Origin of the sequence: Mucilaginibacter sp. (genome assembly GCF_041660805.1) — a bacterium.
Classification (GTDB): domain Bacteria; phylum Bacteroidota; class Bacteroidia; order Sphingobacteriales; family Sphingobacteriaceae; genus Mucilaginibacter.
In genome coordinates this window covers 1-20,999 of sequence record NZ_JBAZVP010000034.1, presented here as the reverse complement: position 1 = coordinate 20,999, position 20,999 = coordinate 1, and the positions used below count along the sequence as shown (strand labels likewise).

Below are 20,999 nucleotides of genomic sequence, written 5' to 3'. Positions count from 1 at the left end.
ATGATTAAAGAAGCAACCATTTCAGCAATACCAACCTCTGCCGATGGCTTAAGCCGTGTTGATGGCAGGGCAAAAGTTACCGGCAGCGCCCGGTACTCTGCCGAATATAAGTTAGATGGCATGACCTACGCGGTACTTGTAGGCAGCACCATAACCAAGGGCAGCATAGCATCTATTGATACCAAAGCGGCAGAAAAAGCGCCGGGAGTACTGGCTGTTGTCACGTACCTGAATGCACCCAAGGTGCCGGGGTATCAGGTGGCTAAAAACCCGGCCAAGCCGGAAGCAAAAAGCGGCCCGCTAAAGGTGTTTTATGATGATAAAATTATGCTTAATAACCATCCTGTTGCCATGGTTATCGCGGATACTTTTGAGCGTGCCCAGTATGGTGCATCATTAGTAAAAGCAACTTACAATAAAGAGGCGCATGATACCAAACCACCAAAGGATCTGAGCAAAGGAACCGAGCCATGGGGCGGCAAGGAATTTAGTCGTGGCACAAAGGATGCCTGGCAAAATGCACCGATCAAATTGGAGCAGGAGTACACTATCCCAAACGAGTTTCATAACCCAATGGAGCTGCACGCCATTATTGCCAAATGGGATAGCGACGATAAACTAACCGTTTGGGACAAGACCCAGGGCGTGAAAGCTACCCGCGGAGATATTGCCAAAGTATTTAAGCTAAAAGAAGAAGATGTACAGGTGAACTCGCAATTTGTGGGTGGGGCTTTTGGTAGTGCCTTGCAGGTATGGCCACATGAAGTTGCCGCTATAATTGGCGCAAAGGTTGTTAAGCGCCCGGTTAAATTGGTTTTAAGCAGGCCGGATATGTTCAACTCTGTAGGATACCGCCCTTATACCTGGCAAAAAATAGGTATTGGCGCTACCGCGGATGGCAAGCTGGTTGGCATTACCCATGAAGCTGCCGGGCAAACATCGTCATATGAAGATTTTGCTGAAGGCCCAATAAACACAAGCAAGGGATTATACGCCTGCCCTAATGTAACCACTCACTATAAAATTGTATCGCTTGATGTGGGTACACCTACCTGGATGCGCGGCCCCGGTGAAGCAACGGGTGCTTTCGCTTTAGAATCGGCGCTGGATGAGCTTTCTTACAAGCTGAAGGTTGATCCGATTGAACTGCGGATGATCAATTATGCAAAAACAGATCCTGACAATGGCAAGCCCTACAGCAGTAAATATTTGGATGAAGCTTACGAAATGGGCGCCAAACAAATAGGCTGGAAAGACCGCAAGGTAGAGCCGGCACAAACTATGCAAAATGGCTGGCTGGTTGGCTACGGAATGGGCGGCGGCATGTTTGGCGCTTACCGCGATAAGGCAACCGTTAAAGCCGTTATGGCGGCTGATGGCATACTTACCCTGCAAACCGCGGTGAGCGACATAGGCCCCGGAACAGGAACCGCAATGACGCTGATAGCTGCAGAGCGGATGGGTATCTCGCCGGATAAAATTAAATTTGAAATGGGCGAATCTTCTTTGCCGGATGCACCTATGCAAGGCGGATCGGCCACTACTGCCACTGTGGGCGGCGCTGTGTACGATGCCTGTACAGACCTGAAACAAAAATTTCAGAAACTAATGGGTAACGGTGGTGCCGATAAGCTCGATTACGCCAAAATACTAAAAGACCATAACCTGCCATCGCTAGATGTTACGGTACAATCGTCGCTTGGGGCCGACGGGCAAAAGTATTCTATGCAGTCATGGTCGGTGCATTTTACAAAAGTATTGGTACACCCAACAACCGGCGTAGTTAAAATAGATAAGGTAGTTTGTGTTGCTGATTCGGGAACTATTGTTAGTCCGAAGACAGCCCGTAGCCAGATAGTTGGCGGGGCAATAGGCGGCATAGGTATGGCTTTGATGGAGGAGGGGGTTATAGACCACCGCTATGGCCGTTATGTGAATAACAACTTTGCAGATTATCACGTACCTGTGAATGCTGATATCCCGCAGATAGAGGCCCTGTTTGTGAACAAACCCGATCTTCAAATAAACAAGATGGGTGCAAAAGGCATGGGAGAAATCGCTTTAATTGGCATGGCGGCAGCTGTTGCCAACGCGGTATATAACGCCACCGGTAAACGTGTACGCGATTTGCCTATAACAGCGGATAAACTGATATAATTATAACTAAAAACAAAGCCGCTTTATCAATTTGAAAGCGGCTTTGTTTTTATAACAGCTTGTTATTTGCTCATTCTTGTGTAATAGGTTGATGGTGGGCATGGCAGGCTTCGGCACAAATAAAGCAGGCTTCGGCACATTCCTGGCAATGTGGATGCTGGTGCATACTACACTCCCGGGCACACATACGGCATATCTCTTCGCATAGTACCAGGTATTGGTGGGCTATCTCTGAATTACGTTCAAGCAACCTTGCAGCTTGCGAACATATATCGGCACAGTCGTGATCAAGGCTAATGCATCTTACCATAGGCTGAACATCTTGTTCGTGTAGGCAAGCGCTAGCGCAATTTTCGCAGGCGGCCACGCAGTCCAATAATGTTTGGATAAGCGCTCTGTGATCATGATTTTCCATATCTATCAATTATTGTGTGTTATAATAATCAATAAACATTACCCTAAAATGTTTGTATAAATTTGAAATACAGCTACTACCCCTTAAGGTTTTTAACATATGCAGTAAGCTCCTGCTGTTTGATCATGGTATGGTAAAATTATATAAACCGCGCGTTTAGCACTAATACTTTTACAGCAATACCATAAATAAAAAAGGGCAGATACCTTTATGGCATCTACCCCTTCTACAAATTATTACTTAAATATTATTTCTGTTGATTATCGTCATCCGGTTCTTCGCCAGACAGGCCAACAACTTTGTAAACTTTGTTATTATCTGCATCTGTTTGTTCCTGGAAATAAGTTCCGTCAGGAGATACATATAATTTTTCGCCATTCACTTTTATTTTACGGCTATCGTCAGGTAACTCTTTAACAACATCGCCTACCTGCAGCTGTGGTTCATCATATGATCCGCTGCTGCCACCGCCATCAGTGTTCAGCTCGCCATCTTTACCAGCCACTTCGTAAACAACGGTACCGTCATCTTTAGTAACCGCACGGTAGTAAACACCGTTTGATTCATAATATTGCTCACCATTGATAGTAATAGGTTCAGCCTTTGATGGTAATGCATTTACTGCTGCACCAATTGGTGGCTCAACCACAGTATATTGGTTGTTTAATTGCTGATAGTATAAACCATCGCTATAGTAATACTGGTAATCGCCATAGAAGAACGGATAGTAGCCAAAAGGTAATACACCTATGCTAAAACCAATTCTTGGCAGATAGTATGAGTTGTAGTAACCACGGTAGTTATAAAAACCGTAACCAAAATAACGTGAGCCATAGTAACGCGGCCTGTAGCCATAGCCACCACGACCATAACTGCCACGGCCGTAGTTACGGCCATAATTGCCGCCACGGTAACCATAAGCAGAACGATTACCAAATGCAGAACGGTTACCTATGCTACCTCTTGAGATACCATTATTGAAACCGCCACGGCCATATGAACCTCTGTTTTGGAAGCCATTATTATTAGCGATTGCACCATTGTTACCCGGGCGAACACCTCTGTTAAAACCGCCTTGTGAAACGTTGCCGCCACGTTGCGGGGCAACTGCTGATGTTGACGGCCTGTTAAAACCACCGCCTGATGGACGGCTTACGCCAACACCACCTGATGGGCGACTAATATTGCCACCGCCTGACGGACGGCTAAAACCGCCACCACCACCACCGCGACTGAAACCGCCGCCGCCACCACCTGATGAACGACCACCGCCACCGCCGCCGCCACCTCTATGTTGGGCACTGGCAGGAAGAGCTAAAAACAAACCTAATAGTCCGCTGAAAGCTAATGTTACAAATTTTTTATATGCCATATTCATGATGAAAGAATTATAATAGGTCAGCCAACTGCGCTGATTGCATTTATAGACTTAAAAACACATCAACGGTTTAATTAATATTTAATTATATTTTAACAAAAAGCCCGCCATCTGATAGCTTGCTTTACAAAGTGGCTTAGCGATGACAAATAACACATATTCTCAGCCGCTGGGTTCCAGCCCACAGGTGTTCGGAATACGAAAAAGCGGTGGCAATGTGCGATTCCCTCCCAATGGGAGGGTGCAGGCAGGGGTTTATGAGATAGGCATTGGCGTAATAACCCCTACCCGCCACTTCACAGGCAGCCACACCCTTCCCCAAGGAAGGAGTCTTGGTGTAAATACAAATATTCCGAACATCTGTGGGCTGGAACCCAGTGGCTGAATACTTCTTTATTAGGATAAGCCAGCGGCGTAAATCTCAAATATCCTCCGCAATAAATAAAAAAGACGCATCAAAACGCAGCGTAAAAAAACCATCCAAAATAGTTCTATAGCTCTTATTGCCCATGGGTTCTAATCCGGTTACCTCCAAGCTATCCGCAACAGATAATATTTCAATAAGCTCTCCTGCAGGTTTCCATTTACTAAAGCCGGGGGTTACCGGGTAGATCTTTTGGCTGCCGGAGAAGATCACCAGGTTTATTTTATCGGCGTAAGGTATAAACTCATTTAATGTTACATTATCTGTAACAATGTTTACCGCCTTATAATCGTTCGCTAATAAAAAATCAAGCGCGGCTTTTATCGGGGTATTGGCGGCAGGGATCAATCTTACATCCGATTGTAGATTAAGGCCGGCCCCATCAGCAATTATTATATCTACTTTAATGCCCTGGGAATTTATTTGTTCGGCAGTAAGTGGCGTGGTGATCAGTGTTGGGCTCCACTCCAGCAGCTGGCCCAGCATTTCATCAGAAAAATTATCAAGGCCAAGCACCAGCAGGGCGGGTTCCTGTTTTTCGCGTACAATATGGTGAGACGACATAGTATTTATATTACCTGCTTTTTATCTTTATCAAAGGTAAATTAAATAAATAGCTTAATATTTGTTAGGTATAAACGGTGGAAGAAAATGTAATACAGACACGGCGCAAAATAATCCATATTGATATGGACGCATTTTACGCATCTGTTGAACAGCGCGACTTTCCTGAATACCGGGGCAAGCCCTTAGTAGTGGGCGGCCTGCCCGAAGGGCGGGGAGGTGTGGTAGCCACCGCGAGCTATGAGGCGCGTAAATTTGGGGTGCGCTCGGCTATGCCATCAAAACAGGCACTTAAGCTTTGTCCTGAAGCTATTTTTGTAAGGCCGAGGTTTGCGATATACAAAGAGGTTTCACAGCACATCCGCGAGATATTTGGCAGGTACACTGACCTGATAGAACCCCTTTCTTTAGATGAGGCTTATCTGGATGTTACTGAGGATAAAATGAACATAGGCTCGGCCATTGATATTGCTAAGCAAATAAAGCAGGCCATAAAAGATGAGCTGAACCTTACCGCATCTGCCGGCGTATCTGTAAATAAATTTGTTGCCAAGGTAGCCTCAGACTTGCAAAAGCCGGACGGACTTACTTTTATCGGCCCATCGGCTGTTGAGAGCTTTATTGAGAACCTGCCGGTTGAAAAATTTTATGGCGTGGGCCGTGTTACTGCGGATAAGATGAAACGAATGGGCTTGCATACCGGCGCCGACCTGAAACGGCTGACCGAGGAAGAAATAAAGCATCATTTTGGCAAAGCCGGAACATTCTACTACCAAATAGTTAGGGGCATTGATAACCGCGAAGTACAGCCGCATCGCGAAACAAAATCTGTTGGGGCCGAGGATACCTTTGCATATGACCTAACCACCATTGAGGAAATGAATGCTGAGCTCGAAAAAATAGCAGTGGTGGTAAATAACCGTTTGGTTAAAAACCAGCTAAAGGGCCGCACTGTTACCCTCAAAATAAAATACAACGATTTTAGGCAGGTTACCCGCAGCCAGTCGTTCACATATTTTTTAGATGATACCGATACTATATTAAGCACCGCCCAAAAGTTGTTGGCAGCCACAGATCCTGAAAATAGCAGGATAAGGCTATTGGGTATTACACTTTCAAATTTTACGTTACCTGAAATTCCCGCAAAGCCCACATCTTCTCAATTATCACTGTTCAATCTTTAGCTTAAATTATAAAAGTCAACTATCTGTTCACTTTTAAAATCAACCGCTCCATTATTCTTAACGAATTTTTAATTTAACAATAAAACCCATCTTTTTAGTCGGTTTTTTATTGAAAAATAGTTAATGTTCGCATTTTTTAAAGTAATTATTAAATAAAATATTAAAAAATTACGTTTTTTATTGACAAAATGATTTTAATATTATATTTTTATCTTATGCAATTAAAAAAAGTAAAACATATTTTAATAATTCTCTTACTATTTGATGCAATAACTATATTCATATCAGCCGTTTTTAAACAAAAAACTATTTTAACTAAAGCATTCTCTTCTAAAGGCAAAATAAATGCAAAAAATACCGCTGAAACCGCGAAGTTTTATGTTGTAAAGTTGAATAATGCGAATAATAACTTCCGCTTTGGCGAAATAAGTAAAGTTGAGCGGCATTCTTTTGCTTTAACAGAAGAGCGGTCATACTTAATAAATAATAAAAATACAAGCAAGGCCTTATACGCGCCAGCGCCGGTGACTATGCTGCCACACCATTCATTTTGGTAATGTTTAGGTAAGCTTACTGTTTAAAATAATGTAAATACAATTAACACACTTATAACTTATCACTAAAACAAAACTTAAAAAATGAAAAAAATTGTACCTTTCGGCCTACTGGTCATTGTAGTTATCCTGGCGTTCATGTACCCGGGCACTACAGTAACGCCATCTAAAACCCCAATAGATAAAGCCGACACTGCCTGGTTGCTAATATCAACCGCTCTTGTATTATTAATGACACCCGGTCTGGCATTCTTTTACGGCGGTATGGTGCGTAAGAAAAACGTTATCTCAACCATGTTACAGAGTTTTGTATGTATGGGCCTTATCACTATTATATGGGTAGTATTTGGTTTCAGCATGGCATTTGGTGAAGACGTTGGCGGCCTTGGATTAATTGGTAACCCAAAATCATTCTTTATGATGCAAAACACTTTAGGTGTATCATGGGGAACTATCCCGGTTGTATTGTTTGCTATGTTCCAGTTAAAATTCGCGGTTATTACACCTGCGTTAATAACCGGAGCTTTTGCTGAGCGTATCCGCTTTAACTCATATCTTATTTTCATCACACTATTTATTATTGTGATCTATATCCCTCTTGCACACGCAACATGGCATCCAGAAGGTTACTTCTTTAAAATGGGAGTATTAGACTTTGCGGGTGGTACCGTTGTACACATGTCTGCAGGTTGGGCCGCTTTGGCATCTGCATTATATCTTAAAAAGCGTACCGGCACAGAAGAAGCCCATACACCGGCTCGTATCAGCTACGTAATTTTAGGTACAGGCTTACTATGGTTTGGCTGGTTTGGTTTTAATGCGGGTTCTGCATTAGGCGCTAACGAATTAGCATCAACCGCTTTAGCCACTACAACTACTGCATCTGCTGCTGCTGCCATGTCATGGATCTTCTTTGATATATTGAGAGGGAAAAAACCATCGGCTGTTGGCGCATGTATTGGCGCGGTTGTAGGTTTGGTAGCGGTTACCCCTGCTGCCGGTTTCATCACCGTATCAAGTTCATTAATAGTTGGTATAGTTGCCGCGGTTGTAAGTAACCTGGTAGTTATCTGGAGAAGCAAAACCAACATTGATGATACCTTAGATGTATTCCCTTGCCATGGTGTAGGTGGTATGGTAGGTATGCTAATGACAGGTATATTTGCTACTAAGGCTGTGAACAGCGCGGGTGCTGAGGGTTTAGCATATGGCGAAACAGCTTTATTTGTTAAACACCTGATAGCCCTGGTTGCTGTATCTGCATTTGCATTTATAGGTGCGTTTATCCTGCTAAAAGTAACAGACCTTATCAGCCCGTTACGTGTAACTCCTGAAGAAGAATTGATCGGTCTTGACGTTAGTCAGCACGACGAAGAACTATAAAAACAAACAAACTAAACTTGACTCCTTAACTAAGAAAAAGGGCGCATATCGCGCCCTTTTTTTTGTTTCACATCCATTTTATCACCAGGGTTTCTTCGGTATCAATACAGATGTTCATGCCTTGTGCCGATCCGTTTTTATTGGCAAATAATACAGCAGGGATTAATTGGGGACTTCGCGCTATCAGTTTAAACTCTTTTTTCTCTGCGGATTTATTGATGACGATGGTAACCAGGCTTTGCTCAAAATAAAGCACCTTCATTAACAACCCTTGTTGCGGCGATTCGAACATAAAAGGTAAGTTGGTGTAATTTAATACGCTTGCCAGGAAACGATTAAGCGGAGTGTAGTCGTTTTGTATCCTGCTGCCTAAGCCAATAAGCGATGGCATCCAGTAAACTGTGCCCGTGCCGTAAGTGTTTTTCAGGGCAGATGTATAGTTGTTAGTTTCAGACAGAATATTTGCCGTGCTTGCTTTCAAAATTCCTTTCCATTGGTAGGCGGGCAGGGGAATGCCGCCAATAACCAGTTGTTCAATTATATCAATGGCCTTGTATTCCAGCACATCGCCACCTAACAGATCCCTTAACGGGAAGCCCACGCGCATCAGGCAAACAGCATTTTCATCATAGTAACCAGTTAGCCCATCGGCAATTAGCCTGCCGCCCTTTTGCACAAAAGCTTCCAATGGTTTCCAGTATTTTGAAGGGATGGCTATCTGGTGTGCCAGTATAATCGAGTAGCCGTTGTAGCTATCCTTTGTAAAATCAAACTCGCTTATTTCTTTAAAATTGGCCTGAACCCCGGCCTCGCTCAATGCCTCAAAATAGGCCAGCGCCGATTTCATTACCCCGCCTTCATCGCGCCCTTCGTAGCTTTTACCGCCGGTTTGCAATTTCTTTTCTACCCATAACGATTCGCGAGTGTACAGCACGTTAATGCCGGATTCTACTTCCTTTGCATTTTCAAAAAAGTTGATATGCTCATTAATTACACGGGTGATCCCGGCAGCCGTCTCCAACCTGTCAGACGGTTCATCATGATAGTTAAGCATGGCCCATTCACCGGCCTCAATGCCTGATGAGCGCGGGTTAAGGCACCAAAATATAGCGCCCTTGCTTTCTGTCCCGATAGCTATCCATAACCATTGACTAATTTCTTCGGCGGTTGGGCAAAGCGATAAAAAGCCGCTGTAAGTATTGTTGCCGCCCTGCAGCTCGGTCATGAACCAGGGGATATCGCCCGCCCCCGAGCGGATGATCTCGCAATTGGCGGCAATGGCCAAAGCATATTGTTCCCTGTTAAAATAATTAAAGTGCCAGCTGGCATGCGCAGAACCACCAAGGCTGGTAAGAAAACTACGCCATTCAGGGAAATCATATTCGGCCACGTTTTTAAATATGGCGTGATTGTTTACATGTATAATGCTGCCGGGATCATATTTCAAGATCTCATTGGTAAGCCATTCCAAAAACCAGGTGTTATAATGAAGATGAAAACGCTCATCGGCAAAATCAAAGCGGTCATAGCCCTGGCTATTATATTCTGCAACGGTTTGTGAGGTTTTCCACTCGGCATATTTATCTGCAGCAAACTGCTCCTGCGGGAAATGCCCCACACCCGGCTCATTCACCGGCACCCAACCGTAGCAGGATTTGAACTGTTTAAAATGCGTAACTACATTTTTTATGTACACAGCAATGGCGTTAAAATGTTCCGCATCCCGTGGAAACTTTAATCCGCCCAGGTCTGTAAAAGCAGTAGCCGGAAACAGATTGCCATAAACCTTAATGCCATATTTTTCGGCAGCTTTATAGGCCATGTCAAATAAAGAATAATCCCAGGCACTGTTGGGTTTGTGCATGTAGCTTTCAAACAAACGGATGCGGGTAATGGTCATCCCGGCTTCTTTTAGCCGCAAAAACCAGGTATCAATTTCTTCTGATTTTTGACCTGGTTCAATAAAAACCTCGGCACCTATCATTAATGGTGTAGCCTGCTGCTTTGATGAATACTGCATATGGTTAGTTAAACTTATTTTGACGGGAATGGTTTTGACGGATGGGTTGCAGCTGTAAGGGTTATCCCATTTATTAAGTATACCTTCACCAAAATGCATAATCACATGCTGTGATGCACCTACTTTGGAAAAAACCTTTAGTTCTTTTATTGACACCTACCTGGATACAAATGTTGGTGTATCAGAAAATTTCTTGAGCGCGACATTATCCGGTCATTTAAAGGATAACCTGACCGCTTTGTTTAAAGATAAACTGCTACACGCGGCAGGTACGGGGAACGAAAAATTGATTGTACACAATAAGTTGGTTAGAGGCGACAGCATTTACTGGCTCGACCGCAAGCATAACGATCCGCATGAAAACTCTTTTTTTGATTTGATGGATGGTTTTATTGAGTACCTGAACCGCACCTGTTACACCGGAATTACCGGCTACGAATTTCATTATACCCTTTATGAAAAAGGCAGCTTTTATACCAGGCACCTGGATCAGTTTCAAAACAACGGTAACAGGGCGTACTCCATGATCATGTATTTAAATGCAGATTGGGTACTGGCAGATGGCGGTGAGCTGTGCATTCATCACCATGACCATGAGCAGCATATAGCGCCAATGAACGGTAAAAGCGTATTCTTTAAAAGTACGGAGCTGGAGCATGAGGTACTAATTACTGCGAAACCACGCATGAGTATTACAGGCTGGTTAAAAGTAAATTAATCAGAAATTTAACTCATGGAGCTGTTTCATGGGCTCCTTTATCTTTGAATAGATCTCTTTATAATATAAAAAGGCAGTGGCATACAATTGATGATTTTTCCTGTTTGGCTCAATCCGTATGTTGTTATTATCCGAATAATTCTTTCCGGGATATAGTTCTCTCATCGCCAAATATATTGCCCCAATAGCCGAAGCATCTTCAAGCTGAAGTACAAAAAGTGTTTTACCGGTAATATCTGCAAGTATTTGCAGCCAGGTTTTTGAAGTGATAAAGCCCCCGCTTACATTTAATTGTTTAATACTTACAGACTGAGATTCCAGGCTTTTTAATACATCATTTAACGCATAACAAACCCCTTCAATAGCGGCCCTTAAAAAATGTCCCTGCTCATGTTCCGGGCCAATATTAAGGAACGATCCACTGCTGTTTGCGTCCCAGATGGGTGCCCGTTCGCCATTTAAATAAGGTAAAAAAATCATTCCCGAGCTTCCTGCCGGTATAAGATCTATAGCATTAAATAAATCTTCATAATCCTGATCGACTACTTCCCCTTTTTTCAAAAACATTTTTAACAACCAGTCTACGATATTGCCACCGTTATTTACAGCACCGCCGCTTACAAAGGTTTTTTCATCTAACAGGTAGTTAAAGGTCATAGCGCTATAATTGTATATAGGCACTGGACTTGTTACCCTTACCGCTCCGCTGGTACCTATGGTTAGGGCTGCCGTATCAGGAGTTGTAGCATGGCTGCCCAAATTGGCGCAGCAACCATCACTGGCGCCTATAAAGAAAGGCGTATCTGCAGGTATGGAAAGCAAAATTGAAATAGTTGGATCTATATCATGCCTTGAATAATTTGTGTTAACAGGTTTGGAGAGTTGTTGTTCGGTAACACCTGCAAGTTGGCAGGCTTCGGCGCTCCAGTGCAAATTGATGATATCAAAAAGGCCGCTGGCTGATGCTATAGAATAATCTATTTGGAATTCATTGAAAAGCTTATGCCATATGTACCCTTTAATAGAAATGAATTTATGTGTCTTTTTAAAGACTTCTTCCCTGTTTTGCCTGAGCCATATCAACTTACAAAGCGGAGACATAGGATGGATAGGCGTACCTGTAATATGGTAAATGCTTTCTCCCTGCGGGGAATTTCTTATTTCAGTGGCAATGCTTTCGCTTCGTACGTCGGCCCAGGTCATCATTTCGCTAATGGCGTGCCCATCTTTATCAACAGGTATCACACTGTGCATTGCACTGCTTAAGCTTATTGCATCGGGTGGGGCGCCAAGTTCAACACTTATATCTTTTATACATTTTACAAATGCCTCCCAGATCAGTTCCGGGTCCTGCTCGCTAAAACCTTGTTCCGGGTGGTAAACTTCATAATGATGCTGTGAGGTGCCAATTACTTTGCCGGCCAAATCCATGGCAACACCTTTTGTGCTTCCGGTACCAATATCAATCCCTAATATATATTGTTGCATTATTTAATCTATAAAAAATAGTAAGGCATTGCAGCCCATATAGCCTTTTTAAAAAGGCATAAAATGTGTACGATCATTGGAGCGGCGAAAGCAATTATTGATCTTTGAATATTAATATGGTTTTCTTCAGCATAATGTTTTTGGCTATTAGAGGGCAATAACCAACTGAACATCTCTTCACAAAATTAAAGAATGTTACAACATTTGGTATATCATTATCAGAGCAAACGATTGTGTTATATTAACAATTTATTTTCTTCGGTTTTTAAATAATGGTGCCTGTAATCCAACGGGTTTTTTTTAGTCAGCGTTTTAAACTGATGGTAAAAATGCGATATGTTATTATACCCGCAGGCATACCCAATTTCGGCCATGTTGTATTCTTCTTCTACTAACAATCTGCAAGCATGCCCAATACGCACCTCCATTAAGAATTGAATATATGTTTTCTTTGTTTTTAGCTTAAAATATCTGCAAAAAGAATGTTTGCTCATATTAATAGCCTGCGCCACGTCAACCAATGCTATCTTTTTGTGGAAATTATTAAATGTGTATTCAAAAATTGTATTGATACGCCCCTGATCAACGCTGTTAATTCCGGGGTTAAACCCATTAGAGGATATGAAATCATATTCTTTGGTTGCCGTAATTATTTCCAGGGCCGATAGTAAATTGATTAGTTTCCTGCTGGGGCAGTCATTCAACATATCGTCCGCTATCCGGGCCACCTTTTTGCGTGTTTCACCTTTTATCCTTAATCCCAGTTTGCTGGTATTCAGCAATTTAAATATCGGGCTTATCTCCGGTAAGCTTAAAAAAGCATCTCCCCAGGTATTGTTTTCAAACAATATAACCACTGTCTCGCCCCTTTTTTCATCCACCCGTTCCATGTATTTTTTTTCATGACGAAAGGTATGCGGAAGGTTTGGCCCAAACAGAAAAAGATCTCCGTGTTTAAAGGGGCCTACATGATCGCCGATGAGGCATGTGCCACAACTTCGTTTAATTAAAAGCAGTTCACATTCCGGGTGATAATGCCAGGGACTTAACATGCCATGGCCTGTATCTTTATGGATATTAAAAGACTGCTCCGGGTTAGGAGTGGCCTTTTTTAAAGTAGCTTTCATGGTTTAAATCGGTTATATAAGAAACTGAAATTAGGATATATTGATCGGATTTAAAAATAGGCTTTAAACAAAAAACAGATATTTTGTATAAAAGAGTGCCCGCTTCGAGCTTATTTTATAGTGTACTTTTAACACTTATTCCGTTTTTAACTGGCTGTTAATCAGTAAGGTGTGTATGTGTTTCCCTGATTTTGTGATCTAAAATCTAAATATGGGGGTTAATTGAAGATGTTAATATATTACAATAATTTGCTTTTATAATAAATTTTTGTAGGGGGTCAATTACATAAGTTTGTCATGAAGATTAGAATAGTTGTAAATGATGGCCACGTTTGCTCTTTTTTAATCGATCGGAATTATAAACCACTTTTTTGCTTTTAACGGAATTTTAACAGCGCCTCTTTTAGGAGGGGCGGGACATTTTATTGCCTTTAAAAAGCAAAACGGTTGCCGAATAAACTTTTTGAACCAATAAAACTAAACCAATGAAGCTAAAACTTTACAAAAAATTTATCTTCTTACTTTCCTGCATTTGCCTGAGTGTTCAGGTATATGCACAAAATGGGCCTGTACAGGTTACCGGAAATGTAAAAGCCCCAAACGGGGAACCTTTGCCTGGTGTTACCATCAAAATTAAAGGAACAGCACAAGGCACTACAACTGATGTAAAAGGCGACTTTAGTATCAGGGTAGCAGGCGACCAGGCCGTATTGCAGGTATCCTTTGTAGGGTTTGCCGCGCAAGAAGTACTGGTTGGCAGCAGGCGCAATTTAACTATAGTGCTGCAGGAAAACAGCAGCCAGTTAAGCGATGTAATTGTTACCGCCCTGGGTATAAAGCGCGAATCGAAAAAACTGGGTTATGCAACCTCAACAGTAAACCCCGAGCAACTATCTGTTAACAGAACAACCAACGTAGGTAACAGCCTTGAAGGAAAGGTGGCAGGTTTAAACGTGTCTCCGCCGGCAGGTGGCCCGGGTGGTTCCACCAAAATACGGATCCGCGGGCAATCGTCTTTTGGCGGCAATAACTCACCGCTAATTGTAGTGAATGGTATCCCTATTAATAATACAGCTATATCTGCAGGTAACTCAAGCGGAAACGGAACTGGTAACCCAACAGGTGGCTCATCAGATCAGGGTGATGGTTTACAAAGCATCAACCAGGACGATATTGAATCCATAACAGTATTAAAGGGTGCTGCCGCAGCCGCGTTATATGGCTTTAGGGCTAAGGACGGCGCTATTATTATAACAACCAAAACCGGGGCTAAAAATCAGGGCATCGGCATTGAATATAACTCAAATTTCCAGGCTGAACAGGCACTGGATTATACCGACTTCCAATACGAATATGGGCAGGGCGAAAACGGTTTACGGCAGGTTACCCTTGCTGATGCACAAAGTTCTGGTGTACATAGTTTTGGGGCTAAATTTGATGGCGCGCCAATTATTCAGTTTGATGGCTCTACACACCCGTACTCTCCGTTTAAAGACCGCATTAAACAATTTTATCGTACAGGTACAAATTTCTCAAATTCTATAGCACTATCAGGCGGTAATGATAATGGCAGTTTCCGGTTATCATTTGATAATATGGATGCCAATGCCATAATGCCAAATTCAGATTATCACAAGAAAATTTTTAACCTGGGTTTAAATTATAAGTTCACACCTAAACTATCTGTACAGCTAAACGCCAACTACTCTAACGAGTTTAATCATAACCCGCCACAGATAGGGATACAGGATATGAATGCTAACACCACCATTTATACATTAGCAAACAGTATTAACCCCGAATGGTTAAAAAATTATAAAGATGCCGGTGGTAACGAAATGCCGCTGGCGCGTTTTACAAACCGTAATAACCCATATTGGGTAACTTTACAACGTTTTGAAAACGTACATCGCGACAGGCTTTTTGGTAACGCATCTGTAAAATATCAGTTTACAGACTGGCTATATCTGCAGGCACGTGTAGGGCAGGATTATTTTACCCGTCCTTATAACTACAACAGGCCTACAGGTACCCGTTCTATTGGTGCTGTTGCTATTGGCTACAATGGTTATTACTATCAGGATGTTGCGACCTTCCGTGAGCGTAACCTCGATTTTTTACTGGGTGCAAAGCATACCTTTGGCGATTTTGGTATAGATGTTACCGCCGGTGGCAACGCTATGCAGCAGGTGTATGATAACATGTCTACCGCTGTAAATAACTTTTTTGTGAGGGACCTTTATACAATAGGTAACGGGCAGGTTAAAAGTCCTAATTACACTTATGGCAAAAAACGGGTTAACTCCTTCTATGGGTCTGCCGAGTTTTCGTTTAAAAACTATTTATATATAACCGCAACGGCACGTAACGATTGGTTCTCTACCCTTAATATTAATACAAACAGCTACCTGTATCCTTCAGTAAGCGGCAGCTTTGTGTTTAGTGAATTGTTGGGCAAATCAACCCCGTCATGGTTAGATTATGGTAAGTTAAGATTAGCTTATGCAGAAGTGGGCGGTGATACCGATCCTTACTCAAGCAGCCTTTATTATGCACTTAATGCCAACACCTTTAATTCAAATGCCTTAGGATATATATCAAGCGATGTAAGCCCTAATAACGCTTTAAGGCCATTAAAAGTAAAGGAAAAGGAAATAGGTTTAGAGCTGCGCATGTTTAAGAGCAGGGTAAACCTTGATATGGCTTTTTATCAGAAAAACACAATTGACGAAATTTTGAACGTTGATATTTCCGCGGCATCCGGCTTTAACCAAACAAAGGTTAACATTGGTAAACTGCAAAATAAAGGTATTGAAGCCTTGCTAACTTTAGTGCCGGTAAAAACAACCAGGTTTAATTGGGAAACAGCCTTTAATGGTTCTTATAATGTCAGCAAGGTATTATCACTTGCCAACGGGCAGCAACGTTTTGATGTAGGTACAGGCGAGTACTTTGGTACTGTATCTGAAGAAGTGGGCAAACCATTAGCTTCACTTAGAGGGTATGATTACAAACGCGATGCACAAGGGCGTATTATCACCGTTAATGGTTTACCACAGCAGGGAGCCCTTACAACTTTTGGCAGCGGTATCCCTAAATGGGTTGGTGGCTGGAGCAATACCGTCAGGTACAAAAAGTTCAGGTTATATACCCAGGTTGATTTTAAAGCCGGTGCAAAGCTGATATCTAACTCCAACCTTAATTTTTTACGCGAAGGTTTATCTAAAGCATCATTACCCGGCCGCGAAGGCGGTGTAGTATTCCCCGGTGTAAATGCCGACGGAACGCCAAACACTACAGCGGTAGAAGCAGAAACATTTTACTCTCAATACAGAAGCACCAATATTGCTACCCCATTTGTATACAACGCAAGTTTTGTTAGGTGGCGGTCTGTTTCACTTGGGTATGATATGTCATCGCTGTTTAAGGGAACCTTTATTAAAAGCATGAATCTTTCGGCTATGGTCAATAACGTGCTGATGATCAAAAAATTTGTTGATAACCTTGACCCTGAAGCTAACGTTTCAGCATCAGATAACCTGCAGGGTATTGAATCGCACACGCTGCCAACCACACGCAGCTTTGGCCTTAACTTAAATGTTAAACTGTAAATCTCAATTAAAACCAATGAAAAAGAATTATATAATACTCGCTTTAATCTGTTTAATAACAGGATTAAACAGTTGCAAAAAAGATTTTGAGGAAGTAAATACCAATCCGGTGCTTGCACTATCATCAGATCCGGTTTATCTGTTTTCAAATGCACAGCTAAATACTGCGCTGCCAGCGTATTATTATCAGCCGGAAATTGTACAGCAAATAACCACACCCAGTACCGGTGTACTTGAAGGCGGCAACCACAACGTATATTTTGATGCAAACTCTAATATCGTTTTCAACTACTTATTTAAAGGCCCAACCGGAGGCCAATCCGGAGGCCCGGTAGTACTATTGATTGCTGCGATAGAGCAAACTAAGAATAACCCATTGCGCACAAACCTGTATAATATGGAGCGTATTTTAAAAGCCTATGAATTTATGTTACTGGTTGATACCTATGGCGATGTGCCTTATTCAGAGGCAGGGAAAGGCTATCTGGAAGGTATTAACTTGCCTAAGTATGATAACCAGCAGGATATTTATGACGATATCCTGAAAGAACTGGATGAGGCCACTAAAGCGCTTGATGCTACCAAGCCCATTGAAGCAGCAGATCTTTTTTATAAAGGCAACATTGCACAATGGAAAAAACTGGGAAACTCCCTATTGTTAAGGGCAGCTATGCGTTTTACAAAAGTTGATGCTGCAAAAGCACAAAAGTACGTTGCTATAGCAGTAGCGGGCGGTTTAATGCAATCTAATGATGATAACGCCTTTATACAGTTCAACAGTACATTTAACAACCCTACAGGTAGTTGGTTCCAGGCAACGGAGCGTGGTAATATTTATTTAGGCGCGCCATTTGTAAATTATCTTAAGGCAACTTCAGACCCAAGGCTTAATGTAATATCTGTTAAGTATGCCAACCCGGCCAGCCCTTTAGCTACTGTTGGTGCCGAGAATACCAATCCGGCAGATCAGCAGGGTATGCCTTTCGGCTATAATGAATCAACTATGGCCAGTGCTCCGGGTTTCCCGGGCAGGTCTGGCGCGGGTTATCTGTATTCGCAGGTAAACCGCCGCACATTGGGTAAAATTGATATTCCTGAATTTTTTGTTACCTACTCACAAACTACGCTTTTACTGGCCGAAGCTGTACAAAGGGGCTGGGCTACAGGCACGGTATCAACCCTATATGCCGCAGGTGTGAAGGCACATATGGACCAGCTGGCTAAATATGACGCAACTGCAACCATATCGCCTGCTGCGCAAAATGCTTATTTTGTTGCAAGCCCGTTTGATCCAACCAAAGCATTAGAGCAAATAAATACGCAATATTGGGTATCATCATTTTTGAATGGGAATGAGGCATGGGCAAACTTTCGCCGCAGCGGGTTTCCTGTACTTACACCTAATCCATACCCCAATGCAGATCCGGCTGTTAAAGGAGGGTTTATTCGCCGCCTGCAGTATCCTTTAAGAGAGCAATCTGTAAATAGCGCAAATTATACGGCGGCTATAACACATAATGGCCCCGATAATATGGCAACCCGCATTTTTTGGGATAAATAGAAAACAGAATATGGTAATTTTTTAAACTGATACACAATGAAAAACTTATTTAAAAAGCATCTTACTAGCAATTCATCAAAACAAACAGAATCCGATTCTGCAGCGCAACCTGATGGCCGCCGCGAGTTTCTAAAAAAATCTGCCCTGGGCGGAGGTTTGGCACTAAGCGGGTTTATGTTTGCACCAATGGAAGACACGCTTGCGCAGTCTACCTCTAAGGTAAACCGCAACAGCTCACCTTCCGAGTTAAAAATTACCGATATGCGCTATTGCGTACCGCTAACAACAGTTGGCAGGTGCCCAATTATCCGCATAGATACTAACCAGGGTATTTATGGCCTGGGAGAAGTAAGGGATGGCGGCGACGTCCGTTACGCGCTGATGCTTAAAAGCCGTTTATTGGGTCAAAACCCCTGTAATGTTGAGTTGCTGTTTAAAGCGATAAAACAGTTTGGCTTTCACGGCAGGCAGGCAGGTGGCGTTTGCGGTGTTGAAATGGCCCTGTGGGATTTGGCGGGCAAGGCTTATAATGTACCGGCATATCAGTTATTGGGTGGGAAATACCGCGATACCGTAAGGTTGTATGCCGATACACCCGAAGAAGAAGACAGCAACGTTTTTAGCGCTAAGGTTAAAGACAGGCTGGTAACAAAAGGGTATACCTGGTTAAAAATGGATTTGGGTATTGAACTAATTAAAGACATTCCCGGAACAACTGTTAACTCTAACTTTTGGAAAACCAAAGGCAGCCAGTGGAACGATAGGCCGATGACACATGGCAATACCAAGCACCAGTTTACCCAGGTACAGATTACCGATAAAGGTTTGGATGAAATTGCAAAGTACGTAGATAAAGTTCGTACCGCGGTTGGCTACGATGTTCCTTTGTCTTCAGACCACTTTGGCCATTTTGATATGAACAACTCCATCCGCCTGGCTAAAAAACTGGAACCATACAGATTAGCCTGGATGGAAGATGTTATTCCGTGGGAGTTTACAGATCAGTTAAAAGAAATTTCAGCGTCTGTTGAAACACCAATTTGCACCGGCGAAGATATTTACCTGAAAGAGGAATTTATTAAACTGGTAGATGCCCATGCTGTTGACATTATCCACCCGGATCTTTCATCATCCGGAGGTTTGCTGGAAACCAAAAAAATTGGTGATTACGCCGAAGAAAAAGGGGTAGCTATGGCCATGCACTTTGCAGGTACACCTGTGGCATTTATGGCTAACGTACATTGCGCTGCTGCCACACAAAACGTACTGGCGCTTGAGCATCACAATATAGACCTGCCATATTGGGAAAGCTATGTAAAAACCGTTGATAAAAAACCATTGATAGAGCATGGCTTTGCCAACGTTCCAAATTCTCCGGGTTTGGGAATTGAGTTAAATGAAGAAGTGTTAAAACAGCATCTTGATCCTAAGGACAAAACCTTTTTCGCGCCAACACCTGAGTGGAATGAGAAGCGTTCATGGGATAGGATGTGGAGCTAAACTACTGACAACAACGTCCGTTAAAATGAAAAGCTGAAAGGCTTTTCATTTTTTATGGTGAGGTCTGTTTTCATTATTATAATTATTTGATCGCCGAACATAAAAAATCGCATAAAAGGTTTTCACCGAAGCCTTAATTTACATTTATTACCGAATAACTACTATTTTAGAGAACTGAAATCAGTAAGTTTGGTTGCCAATATTTAACCTATGCTCAAGAAGTCTCCTTTCTTAGCAGAAGCTATTAAGGAGTTAGCTGTAAACAATAGCGAGACTGCTTATAAGATTCTGTTTAATCATTTGTTCCGTTCATTAATGCGGTTTTCGTTTTGCTTGCTTAAATCGCGCGAGCTTGCCGAAGAAGTAGCAAGCGATGTTATGTTTATATTATGGGAACGACGTACAGAACTTGAAGTAATTAATAATGTTGATGCATATGCTTTTATGATTGCGCGAAACCTGTCATTAAACATCCAAAAGAAAAATTCGAGATACGACAATGTAGGTTTAGAAGACATAGATATTGACCTTTTATTAAATAATGATAACCCGGAGCAAATCCTGATCAGTACAGAGCTTAAACAGAAAATACAAGAGAGTATTAACCAATTGCCTCCCAAGGCTAAGTTGGTGTTTAAATTAATAAAGGAAGATGGCTTTAGTTATAAAGAAGTAGCTAAAATTTTAAATATCTCTGTAAAAACCGTGGATGCCCACCTGGTATCGGCACTCAAAAAAATAACCGTTATACTAAACAAGGAATTTAATTTGGTATAAACAGTTACTTTTCCCTGCATCAATATTTCATAACTTACCTGTTGATAAGAACAGATTTAAAAGCATCAAGGTCTTTAACAGTAAAGTTAACATACCCGTCTTTCCAGCTAAAAGGTATAGGCAGCTGTGTGCTCATGG

At 42.2% G+C, this 20,999-nt stretch carries 15 protein-coding genes; 9 read left to right on the top strand and 6 right to left on the bottom strand.

Annotation, left to right across the window (positions count from 1 at the left end; genetic code table 11):
- Entirely contained in the window at positions 1-2,157 is a 2,157-nt protein-coding gene (locus tag WC743_RS24690; protein WP_373016223.1) for a xanthine dehydrogenase family protein molybdopterin-binding subunit, read from the top strand.
- 70 nt (positions 2,158-2,227) lie between these two features.
- On the opposite strand, the gene WC743_RS24685 is transcribed toward WC743_RS24690, so the two are convergent.
- The 3 genes from WC743_RS24685 to WC743_RS24675 all read right to left on the bottom strand — a co-directional run bounded on the left by WC743_RS24685 (position 2,228) and on the right by WC743_RS24675 (position 4,938).
- On the bottom strand, positions 2,228-2,467 hold the full coding sequence (locus tag WC743_RS24685) for a four-helix bundle copper-binding protein (protein ID WP_373016222.1): 240 nt from the start codon (positions 2,465-2,467) through the stop codon (positions 2,228-2,230).
- A gap of 352 nt (positions 2,468-2,819) precedes the next feature.
- Positions 2,820-3,950: a DUF6515 family protein gene (locus WC743_RS24680; protein WP_373016221.1), complete on the bottom strand. Its 1,131-nt coding sequence runs from the start codon at positions 3,948-3,950 to the stop codon at positions 2,820-2,822.
- 421 nt (positions 3,951-4,371) lie between these two features.
- On the bottom strand, positions 4,372-4,938 hold the full coding sequence (locus WC743_RS24675) for a thiamine diphosphokinase (protein WP_373016220.1): 567 nt from the start codon (positions 4,936-4,938) through the stop codon (positions 4,372-4,374).
- A gap of 77 nt (positions 4,939-5,015) precedes the next feature.
- On the opposite strand from WC743_RS24675, the gene dinB reads away from it, so the two are divergent.
- The 3 genes from dinB (at position 5,016) to WC743_RS24660 (ending at position 8,059) form a co-directional block, all read left to right on the top strand.
- Positions 5,016-6,122, top strand: coding sequence for a DNA polymerase IV (gene dinB, locus WC743_RS24670; protein ID WP_373016219.1), 1,107 nt, complete (start codon positions 5,016-5,018; stop codon positions 6,120-6,122).
- A gap of 215 nt (positions 6,123-6,337) precedes the next feature.
- Positions 6,338-6,679, top strand: coding sequence for a hypothetical protein (locus WC743_RS24665; protein WP_373016218.1), 342 nt, complete (start codon positions 6,338-6,340; stop codon positions 6,677-6,679).
- An 81-nt stretch (positions 6,680-6,760) separates the two neighbouring features.
- Positions 6,761-8,059 carry an ammonium transporter gene (locus tag WC743_RS24660; RefSeq protein WP_373016217.1) on the top strand — a complete coding sequence of 433 codons (1,299 nt, stop codon included), beginning with the start codon at positions 6,761-6,763 and terminating at the stop codon, positions 8,057-8,059.
- A gap of 67 nt (positions 8,060-8,126) precedes the next feature.
- Here WC743_RS24660 and WC743_RS24655 read toward each other — a convergent pair whose 3' ends face one another.
- A complete protein-coding gene (locus WC743_RS24655) occupies positions 8,127-10,079 on the bottom strand; it encodes a beta-galactosidase trimerization domain-containing protein (protein WP_373016216.1) in 1,953 nt (650 codons plus the stop codon).
- Positions 10,080-10,203: 124 nt separating this feature from the next.
- Here WC743_RS24655 and WC743_RS24650 point away from each other — a divergent pair, with 124 nt between their 5' ends.
- Positions 10,204-10,797, top strand: a complete 594-nt coding sequence (locus WC743_RS24650) for a 2OG-Fe(II) oxygenase (protein WP_373016215.1) — start codon at positions 10,204-10,206, stop codon at positions 10,795-10,797.
- Here WC743_RS24650 and WC743_RS24645 read toward each other — a convergent pair whose 3' ends face one another.
- Together WC743_RS24645 and WC743_RS24640 are read right to left on the bottom strand one after the other, a co-directional pair.
- On the bottom strand, positions 10,798-12,285 hold the full coding sequence (locus WC743_RS24645) for a gluconokinase (protein WP_373016214.1): 1,488 nt from the start codon (positions 12,283-12,285) through the stop codon (positions 10,798-10,800).
- Positions 12,286-12,521: 236 nt separating this feature from the next.
- Positions 12,522-13,412: an AraC family transcriptional regulator gene (locus WC743_RS24640; protein WP_373016213.1), complete on the bottom strand. Its 891-nt coding sequence runs from the start codon at positions 13,410-13,412 to the stop codon at positions 12,522-12,524.
- A 485-nt stretch (positions 13,413-13,897) separates the two neighbouring features.
- On the opposite strand from WC743_RS24640, the gene WC743_RS24635 reads away from it, so the two are divergent.
- From WC743_RS24635 to WC743_RS24620, 4 genes are all read left to right on the top strand, one after another.
- Entirely contained in the window at positions 13,898-17,023 is a 3,126-nt protein-coding gene (locus WC743_RS24635; protein ID WP_373016212.1) for a SusC/RagA family TonB-linked outer membrane protein, read from the top strand.
- A gap of 16 nt (positions 17,024-17,039) precedes the next feature.
- On the top strand, positions 17,040-18,584 hold the full coding sequence (locus tag WC743_RS24630) for a SusD/RagB family nutrient-binding outer membrane lipoprotein (RefSeq protein ID WP_373016211.1): 1,545 nt from the start codon (positions 17,040-17,042) through the stop codon (positions 18,582-18,584).
- Between the two features lie 36 nt (positions 18,585-18,620).
- On the top strand, positions 18,621-20,084 hold the full coding sequence (locus tag WC743_RS24625; RefSeq protein WP_373016210.1) for a mandelate racemase/muconate lactonizing enzyme family protein: 1,464 nt from the start codon (positions 18,621-18,623) through the stop codon (positions 20,082-20,084).
- A gap of 210 nt (positions 20,085-20,294) precedes the next feature.
- On the top strand, positions 20,295-20,861 hold the full coding sequence (locus tag WC743_RS24620) for an RNA polymerase sigma factor (RefSeq protein WP_373016209.1): 567 nt from the start codon (positions 20,295-20,297) through the stop codon (positions 20,859-20,861).
- Positions 20,862-20,999: the final 138 nt, after the last annotated feature.